Annotated in this window: 12 protein-coding genes and 2 pseudogenes; 7 read left to right on the top strand and 7 right to left on the bottom strand. The window is 66.3% G+C overall.

The features are described 5' to 3' along the window. Positions 1 to 314: 314 nt before the first annotated feature. From DIE15_RS17770 to DIE15_RS17755, 4 genes and pseudogenes are all read right to left on the bottom strand, one after another. Positions 315 to 1715, bottom strand: a complete 1401-nt coding sequence (locus tag DIE15_RS17770) for an MFS transporter (protein WP_124833949.1) — start codon at positions 1713 to 1715, stop codon at positions 315 to 317. A gap of 551 nt (positions 1716 to 2266) precedes the next feature. Then, positions 2267 to 3061 carry a hypothetical protein gene (locus DIE15_RS17765; protein WP_244104889.1) on the bottom strand — a complete coding sequence of 265 codons (795 nt, stop codon included), beginning with the start codon at positions 3059 to 3061 and terminating at the stop codon, positions 2267 to 2269. Positions 3062 to 3133: 72 nt separating this feature from the next. Continuing rightward, positions 3134 to 3466, bottom strand: coding sequence for a DUF2322 family protein (locus DIE15_RS17760; protein ID WP_057926330.1), 333 nt, complete (start codon positions 3464 to 3466; stop codon positions 3134 to 3136). A 191-nt stretch (positions 3467 to 3657) separates the two neighbouring features. Beyond that, positions 3658 to 3918: pseudogene (locus tag DIE15_RS17755) on the bottom strand (flavin reductase family protein); the annotation flags it as partial. A 111-nt stretch (positions 3919 to 4029) separates the two neighbouring features. Here DIE15_RS17755 and DIE15_RS17750 point away from each other — a divergent pair. Continuing rightward, on the top strand, positions 4030 to 4356 hold the full coding sequence (locus DIE15_RS17750; RefSeq protein ID WP_057926332.1) for a thioredoxin family protein: 327 nt from the start codon (positions 4030 to 4032) through the stop codon (positions 4354 to 4356). 10 nt (positions 4357 to 4366) lie between these two features. Continuing rightward, positions 4367 to 4786, top strand: a complete 420-nt coding sequence (locus DIE15_RS17745; protein WP_057926333.1) for a secondary thiamine-phosphate synthase enzyme YjbQ — start codon at positions 4367 to 4369, stop codon at positions 4784 to 4786. A 54-nt stretch (positions 4787 to 4840) separates the two neighbouring features. On the opposite strand, the gene atsR is transcribed toward DIE15_RS17745, so the two are convergent. From atsR to DIE15_RS17730, 3 genes are read right to left on the bottom strand one after another with little or no spacing between them, the layout of a single operon-like run. Further along, entirely contained in the window at positions 4841 to 6652 is a 1812-nt protein-coding gene (gene atsR, locus DIE15_RS17740) for a hybrid sensor histidine kinase/response regulator AtsR (protein WP_124833947.1), read from the bottom strand. 9 nt (positions 6653 to 6661) lie between these two features. Continuing rightward, positions 6662 to 7162 carry a molybdopterin-dependent oxidoreductase gene (locus DIE15_RS17735; protein WP_057926335.1) on the bottom strand — a complete coding sequence of 167 codons (501 nt, stop codon included), beginning with the start codon at positions 7160 to 7162 and terminating at the stop codon, positions 6662 to 6664. A 53-nt stretch (positions 7163 to 7215) separates the two neighbouring features. Beyond that, positions 7216 to 8100: a helix-turn-helix domain-containing protein gene (locus tag DIE15_RS17730; RefSeq protein ID WP_124833946.1), complete on the bottom strand. Its 885-nt coding sequence runs from the start codon at positions 8098 to 8100 to the stop codon at positions 7216 to 7218. Positions 8101 to 8715: 615 nt separating this feature from the next. Here DIE15_RS17730 and DIE15_RS17725 point away from each other — a divergent pair. From DIE15_RS17725 to DIE15_RS17705, 5 genes and pseudogenes are all read left to right on the top strand, one after another. Continuing rightward, positions 8716 to 8997, top strand: a pseudogene (locus DIE15_RS17725) (hypothetical protein); the annotation flags it as partial. 138 nt (positions 8998 to 9135) lie between these two features. Then, positions 9136 to 12177 carry an ATP-binding protein gene (locus DIE15_RS17720; protein ID WP_124833945.1) on the top strand — a complete coding sequence of 1014 codons (3042 nt, stop codon included), beginning with the start codon at positions 9136 to 9138 and terminating at the stop codon, positions 12175 to 12177. Between the two features lie 118 nt (positions 12178 to 12295). Beyond that, on the top strand, positions 12296 to 12481 hold the full coding sequence (locus tag DIE15_RS17715) for a hypothetical protein (RefSeq protein ID WP_244104882.1): 186 nt from the start codon (positions 12296 to 12298) through the stop codon (positions 12479 to 12481). Positions 12482 to 12917: 436 nt separating this feature from the next. Next, positions 12918 to 13592, top strand: coding sequence for a response regulator (locus tag DIE15_RS17710; protein ID WP_057926340.1), 675 nt, complete (start codon positions 12918 to 12920; stop codon positions 13590 to 13592). Positions 13593 to 13748: 156 nt separating this feature from the next. Then, entirely contained in the window at positions 13749 to 16787 is a 3039-nt protein-coding gene (locus DIE15_RS17705) for an ATP-binding protein (protein WP_124833944.1), read from the top strand. Positions 16788 to 16880 lie beyond the last annotated feature (93 nt).

Below are 16880 nucleotides of genomic sequence, written 5' to 3'. Positions count from 1 at the left end.
CGACGTCTCCTTGGCGTTCAGCGTGCAGGTCGCCCCGCTTGTCAAGGAGTCAAAAAGCAAACGGCGTGCCAATGCGCCGGGCCGCGTCCCGGTGCAATGTGCGCCGATGGGCGCGCACCGCGTGCATGCGCGGTACGGGCTACATTGGTGCATTGCAATGCAAGTCGGTGCACCGGAGCGGCAACGATCGATTCGTCAGTTGTTTGCCGTCACACGGCGTGCAGGCGCATGCAGCACGACCGCCCGTTCGACATGTCGCCGGCGGCATGGGCCGCGCCGGTCAAGCGGGCCGATGTGGCGGCCCGCTGGGGTGCTCACTCGGCAACATGCGTGATGCCGCTCGCCGGGATCGCCGGCAGGGCGGCCGCGCGTGCGTCGGCGGGCATGGCCCATTCGAGCCATTGCGCACGCAGCAGCACGAGTGCGCCGCATGCACCGGTGGCGAGGGCGCCGAACGTCATGAAGCCGAGCTGGTAGCTGCCGGTGCTTTCCTTCGCGATGCCCATCACGACGGGCAGATAGAAGCCGCCGATTCCGCCCGCGGCGCCGACGATGCCGGACAGCAGGCCCGTCTTGCCCTGCCAGCGGTGCGGCACGAGCTGGAAGGTCGCGCCGTTGCCGAGCCCGAAGGCGACGTACAGGCAGATCAGCAATGCGATGCCGCCCGCGAGCGGCGGCATCCACGCGGCGAACGCGAAATCGGCGGCGGCGATTGCCGCGAGCAGCACGATCAGTGTGCGCACGCCCGTGACGCGGTCCGCGATGAAGCCGCCGAGCGGCCGCACGATCGCGCCGAGGAACGCGAGCAGCGACATGAACAGGCCGGCGTCGATTTTAGGCATCTGATACAGCGACGTCAGCAGCAGCGTCACGTATGACGACATGCCGACGAAGCCGCCGAACGTGATGCTGTAGATCAGCATGATGACCCACGTATCGCGCTCGGCGAGCACCGCGCGGTAGCGCGCGGGCAGGATCGCGATCGCGAGCAGCGCGCCCATCACCGGCAGCAGCAGCACGCCCGTCTTGCCGGCACCGAACAGCCCGCCGTGCACGGCCAGGACCAGCGCGACGAGGCCGGCGAGCGTGATCGCGAACGCACCGAGCGCACGCGGCACGCTGCCGGATTTTTCGCCGCGGTCGTCGGCCCACGCGGCGATCGCGAAGCCGGCAATCGCGAGCAGCGGCAGCGCGGCGGCGGTCGACAGCTTCCAGCCGACGGCGGCCGCGATATGCGGAAACATGAAGCCGTCGAGTACCGCGCCGATGTTGCCAGCCGCGGCAAGGCCGAGCACGAGGCCCTGCACTTTCGGCGGATAGCTGCTGCCCGCCATTGGCAGCGCAACCGCGAAACTTGCGCCGCCCATCCCGAGGAATACGCCGAGCACGAGCAGCAGCGCGTACGACGGCGTGCCGGGCACGCACGGCAGGACGATTGCCGGCAGTGCGGACAACACGACGCCCATCAGCGCGATCGTGCGTCCATTCGTGGATTGGTACAGGTTGCCGAGCGTCACGCGCAGGATCGCCGCGGCGAGCACCGGTACCGCGACGAGAAAGCCTTGCTGCGCGGCGGACATCGCGATGTCCTTGCCGATGAACGGCGCGAGCGGGCCGTACAGCACCCAGACGGTGAAGCCGGTGTCGAAATACAGGAAGCACGCGAGCAGCGAGCGCCAGTTGCCGCTCTGCAAGGAGGTGCGCAAACGCGTCATGGTGATGACCTCTGCGGATTGCCGGTCGGACACCGGCTGGATCGGTCCGAACATCGCAAGACGCCGGCATGCGGCGTCAGGTCCTCGTTGGCAATATGCATGCCAGCCGCGGCAGATGTCGATGGATGGGGCGCTCAGCCTTGTCGGTAGCGGGAGAGGGGGATCCACGGCGTTTGATGCGACGCGGGGGGAGCGGCACTGTCAGCGTGCGCTCGGGCGCAGTGGCGGTGCGGCCATGCACCGGGAAGATTCGGGGTACTACCGTTGATCGAGCGAGGTTGCCGGATGGGACACGCCGTACGGTGACATGGGCGACCAGGTTCGAGAGCGACGCGTGGCGGGTGGTGGGAGAGACGCGTGGCCGCGATACCGGGGGAGCGGGAGCCGCGAGGTTCGGAAGATGCGGAAATCGGCGGCGCCTACGATCGCCGGCGCGGCATGTTCAGGATTTTGAACAACAGTGGCGACTGCTGGCGGTTCAAACGATGAACGACTGAGGGTACGACGAATCAAGCGAACGAGATCACGAGTTTCTTGCTGCCTCGCGTCGGTTACTGCTGCCTGCAAGCCACCTGATAATCGATCACGGTATTCGCGGACGGCGTGTCCGGCTCGCCGCCGACCGTCGTCACGCCGAGCACGCCGGCCGCATTCCGATATCGCAGCGCGCAATACCCCATGCCGGTGCCCGAGCACGCTTCGGCTTCGATGATCCCGTGCTTCGCGAGCGTCGCCGCGCCGTCCATCGCGTCCGGTTTCTCGTGCGGGCGCAGCGGCTGCCAGCCATGCGAGATCAGGATCTTGCGCGCCTTGTCGAGCGGTTTGCCGTACACGTTGGGCACGATCGCGCGGCCGTGACAGTACGTGCGTTCGGCGGCAACCGCGGTCAGCCGCAAGCCGCCATTCTCTTCGCGCAACTCGCCGACGGGCGCCGACGGACCATCACCGCCCCAGACCAGCAGCGCGCCGCTTTCCAGCGGCTCGACCGAGCCGAGCTGCCAGCCGGACGCGCGCGCCGTATAGCCGAGCGCGACGAGCGTCGTGCCGTCGAAGACGCCGATGTTTGCGTTGCGCGCGAAGCAGATCGCGCTGGTCCCCGACTTGAACCCGCTCGCGAACGTGACGACCGTGTAGCGGCCGAGCGGTGCTTCGGACGTCACGATCCAGCCGAGCTTCGCGACGTCGCGGCCGGCCGCGGTTGCAGTTTTCGCACGATATTGCGCGCAAAACGTGTCGAGCGCGCCGTTCTCCGGCGAGTGCGGCAGCGCGCCGAGCGGAACCAGCGACGCACCCGCGATATCGGAAGCCGTACGCAGCGTATCGGCCGACGCCGCGCCGCCGAGCATGATGCACGTGAGTGCCGCGAGCGATGCGACGCGGCGGGCAAACGGCCGGGCAGCGATGCGCCGCATGTGGACTCAGCCTTGCGCGATCACGTCGATCCGCAGTGCGTCGCCACCGTCGACGATCGCCAGCAGACGATCGACGTTCGGGTGTGCGCCCGGGCGGTTGCGTGCGTCGGCGGTATGTTCCGCGAATACCGCGAGGCCGTGTTCGGCGGCCTTCGCATCCAGCGTGCCGAATGCCTGCTTCAGGTAGTTGTACACCGCGAGCGAGCCTTGCTTGCCCGGCTGGTTCTCGATGCTGGCGACCACGTCGCCGTTCGCGCCGACGAGATCGATGCGCGCGATGCCGTCGATGGCCGGCAATTGCGCGAGGTTGTCCTTGAATACTTGGGTCGGTTGAATCACTGAAATACTCCGTCGGTTCGATCATGGGTCAATCGGCCCGTATCTTATCCGATCGTCGCCGCGGCCAGCCGCCGCGTACCCACCGGCGCACCCACCGGCGCACCAGCCGGTGCACGAGAGCCGGACGTGAGCAGGACGCGAGCAGCGGCACCGCGTACGCGAGGCGTTTGCGTGACGCGGGCCGCCCTGCGTTATCGCCGCGCCGTATCCATCGTCATGCCCGCTTCGCGCGAGCGCTCGATGTCGGGGCTGCGATATGCGCGCTCGGGAATGTCGGCGAGCCGCGACGCATGCGGCTGATGCGGTGCGAGGCCGTAGAACTTCTGAAAACTCATGATCGGTGGCGACCACTTGTCCGGATCGACGTGGTCCGGATGGCCATCCATCAGCAGGTCCGGGTGCCCGTGCACGCGCTGGATGCGCACTTCGAATACGCGAATGTAGCCGCGCACCACCATCGGCATCGCGCGCGCTTTTCCGCTACAGTGGGAAATCACCGGCCGCACCTGCCGCCCACGCCGGCACGCGGCGGCCACGTTCCGCCATTGCACACGAGGGCCCCGATGGACACTGAACAACGCTACACCGCCAATGCGCCGACGCGCGCGGAAGTCGACGCACTGGCCGGTGCCACCGTCATCGAATTCGGCGCGAACTGGTGCGGGATCTGCGCAGGTGCGCAGCCTGCGATCGTCGCGTCGTTTTCCGCGCATCCGGCCGTGCGGCACCTGAAGATCGAGGATGGTCCGGGCCGGCCGCTCGGCCGGTCGTTCGGCGTGAAGCTGTGGCCGACGCTGGTATTCCTGCGCGACGGGGTCGAAGTCGCGCGCGTCGTGCGCCCCGCCGACGCGAAGCAGATCGAAGCCGACGGCTTCGCCGCACTTGCCTGAGGGCGTCATCATGCAACAGGCCATCACGCACATCGGCGTCGACACGCGCGGGAGCGGCCTCGTCGAGTTCACGCCGCAGGTGCGCGCATTCGTCGACCAGCAGGCGATCCGCACCGGGCTGCTGACCGTGTTCTGCCGCCATACGTCCGCGTCGCTGCTGATCCAGGAGAACGCGGATCCGTCGGTGCAGCGCGATCTCGAGCGCTACTTCGCGACGCTCGCACCCGAGGACGACACGCGCTACGAGCACGACACCGAAGGGCCCGACGACATGCCCGCGCATCTGCGCACGGCGCTGACGCAGGTGCAGTTGTCGATCCCGGTCGAGCATGGGCGCATGGTGCTCGGCACCTGGCAGGGCATCTATCTGTTCGAGCACCGTCGCGCGGCGCATCGGCGCGACATCGTGCTGCATTTGATTGGCGAGTAGAAGCGGCAACGCGAACGGGCGAGCAGGCGGGCCCGCGCCGCATTTCGGCCGCGTTCAGCCGAGCAGCTTCTCGACGAGCGCGCCGAGTTCGCGCAGATGAACGGGCTTCGGCAGGAATTCGTCGAACACCCGCTGGTTCTCGCGCAGCGCGGCCGATTCGTACGCGCTGACGCCGAGAATCGACGGAAGCCGTCCGTCGTTGTCCGGTTGCGCGGCGATCCGGATGCGATGAGCGACTTCGAAGCCGCTCAGGTCCGGCAGCTCGAGGTCGAGCACGACGAGGTCGTAATGCGCTTCGCCGAAACGGGCGACGCCTTCTTGTCCGGTGCTGCACAGATCGGTGTCGAGGCCGAGCGCCGACAACATTGCGCCGAGCGTTTCGCGCGCGTTGTCGTTGTCGTCGACCACGAGCGCGCGGCGGTTGCGATGCGCGGCGGCAGCCGGCCATGCGGGCGCGTCGCCGGCCGTTTCGCCGGCATCCGGCACTTCGGCCGGCAGCGTCACGACGAACTCGCTGCCTTCGCCAACGGTGCTGCGCACGTCCACATGGCCGCGCAGCGTCGTCACGATCTCGCGCACGACGGCGAGCCCCATCCCGATCCCGTCCACATGCAGGCCGACCGCGTCGTTCGCGCGATAGAACGGCTCGAAGATCTTCGACAGATGCTGCTTCGCGATACCTGCGCCGGTGTCCCGCACGGCGAGTCTCAGCTGCCGGCCGGCCGGCGCGTCGACGAGCAGGATCGATACGTCGATCGATCCGTCGACGGTGTATTTCACCGAATTCTCGATCAGGTTCGACAGCACCTGCCGCAACAGCTTGCGATCGGAGCGGATCGCGAGATCATGCGGCTCGACCTGCTGCGAAATTGCAATCCGCTTGGCCGCGATCCTCTCGCGCAGCGGATCGATCACCTCGGCGAGCAGCGATGCCATGCCGACCGTCTCGGTTTCGGCGAGGCGCTTGGTCGAGCGCAGCTTGATGTAGTCGGTCAGGTCCTTGACCAGCGCTTCAAGCGACGACGCGGAATTTTGCAGCCGCCGGATCGTCTTCAGGTTCGCGTCGGACTGCGGCCGCGCGAGCAGGATCTCGATCGACCCGCAGATCGCCTGCAAGGGCGTACGCAGCTCATGACTGACCATCCCGAGGAACGCGTTCTTCGCCTCGATCATCTCGAACGCGCGATCGGATGCCTTGCGCTCCGCATCCAGCGCCGCGTCCTGGCGCTCGAGCAGGTCGTCGCGCGTACGCATCGTATAGAACAGCAGCAGGAACAGCGCGCCGAGGATCACGCCGAGGATGATGCCGAGCGACAGGATCGCCCGCTGCTTTTCCTTCAGCTGATGGAACGTGAAGTCGCGCTGCGCCATCTCGATCGCGCGGAAGTAGTTCGCGAGGCCGTTGACCTTCGGCCAGTACGCATTGACCTCGTCGATCACGCGCGGTGCATCGTTCGGTGCATGGTGCAAGCGCGGCACGTCCTGCTTCAGGCGCGCCATGAATTCGCCGAGCACCGCGATCTCCTTGCGCGCGCGCGGGATGCGCAGCCAGTATTCGGATACCTCCGACGGCCGCTGCAGGAACCCGAACGACACCGACAGGCTGTCGAGCTGCATCTGCACGTGGTCGTAGTCGTCGTCCACGTGCGTCGCGTAGAGGATCAGCTGGCGGTCGAAGCGCGTGTAGACGTTGCGGTATTGCGCGGCGGTCCAGAACACGCCTTCACGCGGCCCTTCGAGCACGCCCTCGTTGACCGACGTCGCGAGCAGGTCCCACAGCAGGAATGCCCACGCGGCGAATCCCAGGATCCACAGCGATCCCAGGACCAGGATGACTTTTCTGTTCTTCCACCGCCCGCGCTTCATGTCGCGCGCTTACTTCACGGTCAGGCCGATGATCTGCCACGCGAACTTGGCTTCGCCGAGCGGCGTCTTCAGCTCGTCGGGATACTGGTCGCGCGGATACATGATCCACAGCGGCCCGTAGTTGTCGTTGCCGAGCACCTTGCCGTTCATCGTGCGCGCGAGGATCACGCCGTACTTGTCGGCATCCGACACGGGGATCGTGAACGTGTACTCGTCGATGCAGCGGAACTCGATTTGCGTGCCTTGCGCGTCGACGGTCTTCAGCACGTCGGACAGGCGCGGGCCGGTGAAGGTCGCCTTCGGCGTCCAGCTCGTCGACGTGACGATCGTGTGCTGCGGCAGCGCCATCAGCGCCTGCTCGGAAAAGACGAAGGTCGTCTTGCCGGGCTGGTTGCTGCGGCCGATCTTGCCGTCGACGGTGAACGTAAACGACGCGGCGCAGCACGCGGCAGCCATGCCGAGCAGGCCGGCCGTGACCAGGCTCTTGATCCAGATCGTCGAAATTCGCATGTGTTTCCTCGTTCGTGTTCGTGTTCGTGTGATGGTCGGTCTTTGTTGTGGTCTCAGCTCGCGGCGGCGGCGGCGGCCGGGCCGGCCGGCAGCGCGATCTTCAGTTCGCGCGCGACTTCGGCGAACAGGATCGGCAGGCGCACCGGTTTTTCCTCGCAGCGCGCGTTGTAGTGCGACACGATGTGCGCGATCTCGTCCTCGCTCGCTTCGCCGGTGGAGATCTTGCCGGTCAGCAGGAAGATCGGCGCACCGCCGTTCTCGCTTGACCGGATGCCGCGCACGAGCTCGGCGGCCGTCTGGTCGCCGAGCATCCAGTCGAGGATGTAGCCGTCGAAATCCTCGACTTCCAGCGCCTTGCGGAACGACGCGCCGTCATAGTAAGGGACCGCGTTCACGCCTTTTTCGATGAAGTACTCGCACACCGTTTCGGCGACGTCCTGCGAATCGTCGACCACGGCGATCCGAGCCGCATAGACGGTCGGCTGGCTCGAGCGCAGTTCGATGACATCGACCGGATAGGTGCGGCCTTCGCGCGCGTGCTGGCGTTCGGTGACGATCCATTCGCCCTGCCACTGCAGCGCGACGAAATCCGTTTCGATCTGGCTGCTGGCCTTCGCCGAGATCGCCGCGCGGCAGCGAAAGCGGCGCGACTCGATCACGAGCGTCGCGTCGATCATCTCGGCGGCGGCCGGCTGCGTGCCCTTGTCGTCGAGCAGGATCGCGGGCGGCACGCCGAAGTGCGTCGCGATGTCCTGCAACTGCGACAGGTTCCACGGAATCAGCCCTTTCATCTTGCGCGTGACGACCGAGAAACTGAGGCCCAGCACGTTCGCGATCGTCGTGTTGTGGCTGCGCGGCGGAATGCCGTTGCGCGTCAGCAGATCGTGCACCTTGGTGGCGGTAATGAGATCGGCGTTGGCCTGCTCGCTGGTGGACATCTCGAAGGGGTCTCCTGGGTTTTCGCGACGAAGAGCATATTCAAAAGTGACGTGATACGCAAACTTTGAAATCACGAATCACCTTGACATGCCATATTTCTCCATTATTATTGCTCACCACGTCACTATTGTTTGTCGCGTCAGGTCTGGAGGCCGGTGTCGACCGCGGTCGGCCCAGCGAAAAGCGGCAGCAGCACGTGACAGAACGATTCGAAGAGAGAGCCTGAGAGAGCCTTGGACTGCGCGTCGGCGTTGGCGAATTGTATTCGCCTCGCCGTGCGCGAGCCGGGTGCGCACACGGCTACTGGTTTCGGGTTATCCGTACTACGGCGTCTGGCAGCAGACGTACTGGTACTACCGACCGGGCCTGAAGCAACGGGGGCAGCCGCGGGGAGACCACCATCGCGCGCCAGCCGGATGGCTTATCGAAGTTCGCACGAACGATAAGCCGAACAACGACGCTATCGATCGATAACGACACGAAGGCCATTCTTTCCCAACGTCTCACTCAAGCTGCGCTGGTTGCAGCGCTTTGCGCGTCCGTCGCCGGCTGCGGCGGCATGGTGACGAAGCCGGCCGGAACGCGGGTGTGACCGGGGCCGCGACGAACCGAACGTCAGCGACTTCATCGCGCAGGCCAACAGCGAAGGCGTGAAGGGCGGGCAAGTGTTCGGCAGCACGCTGTCGTGGATCTACGTGAAGGACCAGACGCAGTCGCCAATCTTCACGTACCAGTTGACCGGCGCGAGCTTCGTGCAGCAGGCGAACGATTACGGCGCGCAGGGCGCCGCTTACCTGAGCGATCTCGTGACTTCGGACAGCACGTCGTGTGCGATTTCGCCGCGAAGATTCGTTCGAGTTCAAAACAAGCATAAAAACAAATCGGACGTGTACTAAAAGGATAATGCACGACTGATTTTCACCGTGTCGTTTGGCATGATCGGGATATCGCTATCCCGAATGTATCCATCGTGACGCCCAGCCCGGCGGGGAATTTGCCGCATGTCCGCATCCCGGGCGCCGTCACGTCGAGTCATGCCATACAGCACGCTTCAGTCCATTCGCCGCTACCAGAGCATTTCGATGTTCGGGGGCGGCATCGTCGTCACGATCCTGATCCTGATCGCCTGCGGGCTCGGGATCACGTCGATCGTCTACGGCTATCTGGATGCCGAGCGGCGTAATTTCCTGAACGGCGTCGAGGAAGCCGTCGACGAGGTGCAGGTGGCCGAGACGTCGTTCCGCAACGGCGTCGCGAATACACAGTTGGTCTGGCATGAACTCGGCGCGGCGCCTCCCGACGTCGTGAACGCGTTTTTCGCCAACGGCCAGCAGTTCGCGATCAAGCCGTATCCGTCGCTCGTGGTCGGCGTGCCGGGGCAAACCGCGCAGCGCGACGAGGTGGCGCGCTATCTCGCGCTGTCGTTCCTGCTGTCGCGCATCGGCGCGGCGAGTTCGCTCAATCGCGGGCGCACGCTCGAGGGCTACCACTACAGTACGCGCACGGGGGTGTTCGGCTTCGTACCGCATCTGGCGCGCGACAATCCCGCACTCGCGACGGCCGAGGCGCGCGCGCGTGTCCTCGCGGCCCTGCACGTCAATTTCGACGGCCCGGCACCGACAGACGGTCGGCCGCACGTTCGCTGGCTGTCGCCCTACATCAATCCCGTGACGGGGCAGGCGCGCATCCGGATCGCCGCCGAAGCGCGCGCCGGCGGCCTGCCGTTCGCGGTACTCGTCACCGAATACGCCCCGGAATACCTGTTGTCGTGGCTGCCCGAACGCAACCCGGCCGGCGTGTTCTTCGTCGTGTCGGCGGACAACCGGCTGATCGCGATCGATCCCGGTGTCGAGCGGACCAATGCGCTGACCGAGCGCTTGCTGAACCTCGATGTCGCGCAGCGCGGCCAGGCAGCCGGCGAGCCGCTCTTTCGCGACGGCGCGATCGTGTTCCGCTCCCGCCTTGCGGCGACCGGCTGGACGATCGCCTATGTGCTGTCGTGGGCCGACGTGGCGGCCGGCATCGGCGTGCAGGCAGGCGCGCTCGCGGCGTCGACGCTCGTTGCGATCGTCGTGATGTGGCTGCTGCTCGTGCGATTCCACCGGCGCGTGCTCGTGCCGGTCTACGCGCGTTCGGCCCGCGTGTTCGAGAGCGAGGCGCTGTGTCGCAGCGTGATCGCGATGGCACCGGTCGGCATCGGTCTCGTGTCGCTGTCCGATCGTCGCGTGATGCTCGCGAGCGACGTGCTGGCGCAGATGCTCGTGCCGCACGGCGGCGATCACCATGCGCTGAGCGCGCAGGTGCTCGAGCAATACGACGCGTTCATCGCGCACGGCGGCGCGGGTCGGACGATGATGACCGAACTCGTGCTCGATGCACACGGCGCCGCGCCGCTGCATCTGGAGATCATCGCGCACAGCGCGCGTTATCAGGGCGAGGACGTGCTGATCGCGACTTTTGCCGACACGACCGCGCAGCGCCGGCTCGTGCATCAGCTCGAGGAGGCCGTGCGCGCGGCCGATTCGGCGAATGCGGCCAAGTCGTCGTTTCTTGCCGCGACGAGCCATGAGATCCGTACGCCGCTCAACGTGATCCTCGGCAACCTCGAACTGCTCGGGCGCACGGCGCTCGATGCGTCACAGCAGAGCCGCGTGCAGACGCTGCGTGCATCGGCCGAAGGCCTGCTCGCGATCGTCAGCGACATCCTCGATTTCTCGAAGATCGAGGCCGGTGCGATGTCGGTCGAGTCGATCGAGTTCGACGTGATCACGGTGATCGAGCGTGAACTGGCGGCGTTCGCGCCCGTCGCAAAAGCGAAAGGGTTGCCGCTGTTCGCCGATATCGATGCGAGCGACGCGCAGCGGATGCGCGGCGATCCGACCCGGCTCGGGCAGGTGCTCGGCAATCTGTTGAGCAACGCGATCAAGTTCACCGCCAGCGGGCATGTGCTCGTGCGCGTGTCGGTTGCGTTGGACGGATGCGGCGACGCCGCGCTGTCGATCGCCGTCGAGGACACCGGCATCGGCATTGCGGGCGCCGATCGGCACAAGCTGTTCAAGGCGTTCTCGCAGGTCGACGCGTCGATCACACGCCGCTACGGCGGCACCGGGCTCGGGCTCGCGCTGTGCGATCGTCTCGCGGCCGCGATGGGCGGACGGATCGACGTGGCGAGCGTGCCGGGCGCCGGCAGCCGCTTCACGTTGACGGTGCCGCTCGGGATGGCGGTCGTGCCGCTCGATACGCATCCGGCGCGCCGCGCGCGCGCGCCGCTGATCGTCGTTGCGCGTACGGAATGGCAGCGCTTCGCGTTGCCGCATCTGCGTGCATGGGGCTTCGACGTCGACGCATACGAGCGCCCGGCGCGGATTCCGGCCGACCGTCGTGCGCGGGCCGTCGCGATCGTCCTGTTCGGCGAATCGGATGCCTGGTCGCGCGCGGAGCTCGACAGCCTGGGCGGCGACAGCCTTGTCGTGTTCGCCACGCCGGACGGCCCGCCGCAAGCGTATCGGGCAGGCAGGACGATACGCGTGTCGAGTTATGCATTGGGTGGCTTCAAGGCCGCACTTGCGCAGGCGATGGCCGACACCGGCGGCGTTGCCGCGCAACGGTCGGCGAGCACGCATGTGGAAGCCGTTCGTCCGCGCGCGGTGCGTGTGGCGCTCGCCGGCATCGATTCCGTCGGCAGCACGCTCTTGCGGGAGCAACTCCACGTGCTGGGCTGCGAGGTGCAGACGGCGGGTACGGCCGAAGCGGCGCTCGACCTGCTGGCCACCGGCGCGTGGCACGTGCTGCTGGTGGATGCCAGTCTGCCGGACATGTCGGTCTGCACGCTGGCGAATGCCGTGCGCGATCTCGGCACGGGCTGCGACGTGATGGTCGTGGCGTCGCATGTCGCGCCTGTCGACAGGCAGCGGTATGCCGACGCAGGAGTCGCCTGCGTGTTGACCAAACCGGTGACCCTCGCGCATCTGCGCGGCGCATTGGCCGGCATCGCTCGGCGGCGTGGTGCGCCGGGGCATGGAGCGGGAATACAAGAACCGGACGTCGCGCGCTTCGCACACGGTGGCATGACATGAACGCGTGTCGATGGCCGTGGGCGGTGACGACGAGGTCCGAAGAATGGAAGGCAGCGCGACGCATCGGCAACGGTGGCGCAGATCAATCAGGTGAGAAAAGGGGAAGACCGTGCGCTACATGGTGAAAGTCTTCGTAATGTTGCTCGATTTCGCCACGCTTCCCGAGAAATCCAGAAGAGACTTTCTCGGCAGGATGAACGAATTCCTGATCATGTCGCCCGTGCAGAAGCGGCGCGCGATCAGCGAATGGAAGCAGGCAGTCGAGGAACGGGGCGAATCGGGCGAAGGTGCCCACAGACCATAACGACGATCCGGATGCGGGCAAGCGGTCGATGCGCGGCAGGCTCGCTGCTGCGCGAGTGGTTGCGGTGGCAGGGGATGGGGCGGGGCGACGCGCGATGCGGCGTTCAGGTCCGGGAAGCCGACCTATGTGTCGGCGTGTGTCCCGATCACCATGCGTGCTGCCGGCCCGGAAGTGCATGCCGATCGGTAACACCCGCTCATGTTCGGCCGGCGCGCCCATGCTGGGCATGCCACGGGGCGACGCGACATGCAGCCTGCTTCGACCTGTCGGCCAATGCTTACGGTTTTGCACTCGTTTTATCTTAAAATCGAGTCGCGCTTGCATTCTTCGATGTGTCGAATGCGACGGGTCGAATCGACGGCCTGTCGACTGGATGGCCCGCATCCTGCGGCTGTTGGCGGATGCGCGATCAAAAGCCTCGGGGAGAAATGGGACGATGGATGAATTCTTTGTGCGCGTGATGGTGGCCGACGACCACCCGTCATCCGCGATCGGGATGTCGCAGGCGCTCGCCGATAGCAGCACGATCCGGCTCGTCGACTCCGTGTCCAATTCGACCGATCTCGTGGCAGCGCTCGACGAGAAGCCGAGCGACGTGCTGGTGGTCGACTACGTGATGCCCGGCGGCAAATTCGGCGACGGGCTCGTGCTGCTGTCGTTTCTGCAGCGCCGCTATCCGGCGCTGAAGCTCGTGACGATCACGATGATCGACAACCCGAGCGTGCTGCATGCGATTCGCAAGCAGGGTGTCGGCTGCATCCTGAGCAAGTCGGATGCGATTTCGCATCTGGTCGGCGCGGTCCACGCGGCGTATGTCGGCGCCAACTACCTGTCGCCGCATATCAAGCAGTTGCTGGAGTCGACGGGCACGTCCGATACGGCCCGCCCGCTGACGACGCGCGAAATCGAAGTGGTGCGCCTGTTCGGTGCCGGTTATACGGTCGGCGAGATCGCCACGCAGCTTCATCGCAGCAAGCAGACGATCAGTTCGCAGAAAACCAGCGCGATGAAGAAGCTCGGCATTGTGCGCGACGCCGACCTGATCCGCTATGCGAGCGACGGCAACCTGGTCGACTCGGCGGCGCCCGATGCGCCGGCCACAAGCGAATAGCCGGCGCTGAACGTGACCGCGCCGAATGCATCGACGATCGCATCGCGCGACTGCGTGCGATTCGTCCGCTCGGCATGCACGTCGGGGCAAGCGGCGTGCGAAGTGCCCGACGCGCAGGGGTGTGCCTTCCTCGTTCCGCGCTAACGAAAACGATTCATGCCCGCAAAACTGAAACGACTTCTCGCGCATGCGGCCGCGGTGGGCCGCAAGCCGTTCGATCCCGGGCGCGTCCGGCGGCAGCAGCAGATGCTGCTGTACGGCGGCGGTTGTGCGGTCACTGCGTTCATTGCCGTCTGCGCGGCGCTGGTTATCCGGCTCGACATCCAGGACAGTCTGGCACGGGCACGCTCGACGTTTCTTCAGCGCGAAACGCAGTTCTACGCAAGCCTGCAAACTGCGGACCGCATGCTGATGATGCTCGGGACCCGCACGGAACTGCTGTGGCGCAAGGGCGCACAGCCTCCGCTGGATGCGCTCAGGGCATTCTCGGCGGAACACGGCCGGTTGGCCGCCGGCAACGCCGGCGGCGGGACGCCGTTTTTCGCGATGGCCGAGGTGGCGGCGACCCGACCGGCCGAATCCTATGGCCGATATCTGGGTGCGGTACTTGGGCAAATCGACCGGGGCGCGCGCTACCCGTTGAATCCGCCGGACGCCGAGCCGATCGGGGGCTACCTGATCGGGCTCGATGGACCGTTTCTTGGTGTGTTGGGGGCGGGGGTCGTCGCGCGCGCGCGGGCACTGCCACCCGACACCGACCTGCGGGCGTTGATTGACAGCCTGATGCCCACCGGCGCAACGAAGCAGAAGCCGGACATGCAAGGCGCGACATTCATGCTCGATCGTCGCTACGACCCGATCGTCGGGCGCACCGTCGTACGGTTCGCACGGCGGCTCGACGACGCGGACGGTCGCCCGTTCGGATGGCTCGTCTTCAACGGCCGGTTCCGTCTCGACGACATCATGTCGCCGCAGTCCGACGACGAGGACGTCGCAGTCCTGGATGAGCGTGGCCGTGTCGTGTTCGGGCGGCTGCGCGATCCAGCACTGATCGAGCGAGCGATGGCCGATGCAGGTGCGCAGTCCGGTAAGCATGTCGTCGTACGCCGGATAGGCATGCGGTTTGCGATCATGGACAGCCTGCCCGATACCAGCCTGACCATAGCAACCACCTTCTCGTGGCGAAGCGTGGCGAGGGCGACTGCTGTCGGCGTGAGCGTGACGCTCGGGGCCGCGTTGCTTGCCGTCGTGACGCTGTGGATCACGATCGTGACGTTCGATCGTCGTGCGCTGCGCCCGGCACACCGGCGCGCGATCCGTCTGATCGAAAGCGAGGCGTTCAACCGGACGTTGATTCGCACCGCACCGGCCGGCCTGCTGCTGCTATCGGCGGCCGATGGAGAAACAATGGTGCGCAACGACGCCGCGCTCGCGTACGACGACGGCGCATCGGGGCTCCCGCTCGGCAAGCGTATCTGGCAGGCCTGCCGCGAGCGACAGCAGACAGGCACGGGCGAGCGGCGCTTCGTCATGCAGCAGGAACTGGCGGTCGAGCGCGCCGGTCACGACACGACGTATCTCGCGGCGCACGTCGTCCGCACCAAATTCCGCGGCGTCGACGTTCTGCTCTGCACGCTGACCGACGTCACCGCACGCAAGCTGACCGAAGACAAGCTGCGCGAAGCGCGTGTGGCCGCAGACGACGCCAACAAGGCGAAATCGACGTTCCTCGCGACAATGAGCCACGAGATCCGCACGCCGCTCAACGCGATCGTCGGCAACCTGGAGCTGATGGAGCGCGCCGACCTGCCTGCGGTCGAGCGGCAGCGCCTGAAGACGATCGTGTCGTCGTCGGACGCGCTGCTGCGCGTGATCAACGACGTGCTCGACCTGTCGAAGGCGGAATCGAACCAGATGGCGCTGGAGCACATGCCGTTCGACCTGCGGCGCGTGCTGAAGGAGGTCGCGGCGATCTTCCGGCCGCTCGCCGAAGCGAAGGGGCTGGCGCTCGAATGCCGTATCGCGCCCGAACTGGCCGACGGCTACCTGGGCGATCCGACGCGGTTGCGCCAGCTCGTGTCGAACCTCGTGGGCAATGCGATCAAGTTCACGGAGCGTGGCGGCATTGCGATCGACGCGCGGCTCGCGGGCGGTGGCACCGGTGCGGGCGGCGTCGAAATCGCAGTGCGCGATACGGGTGTCGGCATTCCCGAGGACGCATTGCCGACGTTGTTCGACGTCTATATGCAGGCCGATGCATCGATCTATCGTCGGTTCGGCGGCACCGGGCTCGGCTTGCCGCTGTGTCGCCGCATTGCGCGGCTGATGCAGGGGGAGCTTGCGGTCGAGAGCCGGGTGGGCGCGGGTTCGACGTTCGTGGCAAGACTGCCGCTGCCCGACGCGCCGGCCGGCTGGCGGGGCACTGAACCCGACACGGATGCGGCGTATGCCGCGCAAACGCCGGATCGGCACGATGACGCGGAGCCGCTGCGCGTGCTGGTGGCCGAGGATCACCCGGCCAGCCGTGTGCTGCTGCGGGATCAGCTCGACGCGCTCGGTCATGACGCGACGATCGTCGAGAACGGCGTCGAAGCGATGCGCGCGTACTTCGTGCATCCGTTCGACGTCGTGCTGACCGATCTCAGCATGCCGCAGCTCGACGGTTTCGCGCTGGCGAATTTCCTGCGCGAGCAGGGCGCAACGGTACCGGTGATCGCGATGACCGCGCATGCGACCGATGAAGATCGTCGCCGCTGCGCGCAGGTCGGGGTGGCGGAAGTCGTGCTCAAGCCGTTGTCGATCGATGTGCTTGACGCGGCATTGCAGCGGCATGGGGGACAACGCGGCGCGCGGGCGGAGCATGCTCAATCCGGAGCGTGTGAGCCGGCGCCGGTCGTAACCGATGAAATTCGCCACGCGTTGCGCGAAGCCACACTGCGCTCGCTGGGTGCGATCGAGGCGACACTGTCGAGCGGCAACACGAACGCGCTTGCGATAGAACTGCACTCGATGCGCGGCGGTTTCGCACTGGCCGGCGACAGTGTCGCGCGAGACGCGTGCGCTCAGATGGAAGCGACTGTGAACTCGGGTGGTGCCGCGGCGTTTGAATCGCACTGGGTCGCGTTCCGGGGCACGATCGAACACGCGCTGGAGCGGATCGGCCATCGAGGAGGCGCGGCGTTCGTCAAGGATTGATGCGTCTCCCGCCGGACAGGTCGACATGATGTCGGTCCGTGCGAGGAGGGAAATGACCCGAAGCCAATTCGGGCAGCGGCGCGTTCATTAAAA

The sequence above is a fragment of the Burkholderia sp. Bp9031 genome (assembly GCF_003857965.1).
Taxonomy (GTDB): Bacteria; Pseudomonadota; Gammaproteobacteria; order Burkholderiales; family Burkholderiaceae; genus Burkholderia; species Burkholderia ambifaria_A.
This window is presented reverse-complemented; position numbering and strand designations above follow the sequence as displayed.

Excerpts from the sequence above, each read along its gene's own strand:
- DIE15_RS17770 (WP_124833949.1), bottom strand. The coding sequence starts at position 1,715 with ATGACGCGTTTGCGCACCTCCTTGCAGAGCGGCAACTGGCGCTCGCTG.
- DIE15_RS17765 (WP_244104889.1), bottom strand. The coding sequence starts at position 3,061 with ATGCTCGGCGGCGCGGCGTCGGCCGATACGCTGCGTACGGCTTCCGAT.
- DIE15_RS17750 (WP_057926332.1), top strand. The coding sequence starts at position 4,030 with ATGGACACTGAACAACGCTACACCGCCAATGCGCCGACGCGCGCGGAA.
- DIE15_RS17745 (WP_057926333.1), top strand. The coding sequence starts at position 4,367 with ATGCAACAGGCCATCACGCACATCGGCGTCGACACGCGCGGGAGCGGC.
- atsR (WP_124833947.1), bottom strand. The coding sequence starts at position 6,652 with ATGAAGCGCGGGCGGTGGAAGAACAGAAAAGTCATCCTGGTCCTGGGA.
- DIE15_RS17735 (WP_057926335.1), bottom strand. The coding sequence starts at position 7,162 with ATGCGAATTTCGACGATCTGGATCAAGAGCCTGGTCACGGCCGGCCTG.
- DIE15_RS17730 (WP_124833946.1), bottom strand. The coding sequence starts at position 8,100 with ATGTCCACCAGCGAGCAGGCCAACGCCGATCTCATTACCGCCACCAAG.
- DIE15_RS17720 (WP_124833945.1), top strand. The coding sequence starts at position 9,136 with ATGCCATACAGCACGCTTCAGTCCATTCGCCGCTACCAGAGCATTTCG.
- DIE15_RS17715 (WP_244104882.1), top strand. The coding sequence starts at position 12,296 with ATGGTGAAAGTCTTCGTAATGTTGCTCGATTTCGCCACGCTTCCCGAG.
- DIE15_RS17710 (WP_057926340.1), top strand. The coding sequence starts at position 12,918 with ATGGATGAATTCTTTGTGCGCGTGATGGTGGCCGACGACCACCCGTCA.
- DIE15_RS17705 (WP_124833944.1), top strand. The coding sequence starts at position 13,749 with ATGCCCGCAAAACTGAAACGACTTCTCGCGCATGCGGCCGCGGTGGGC.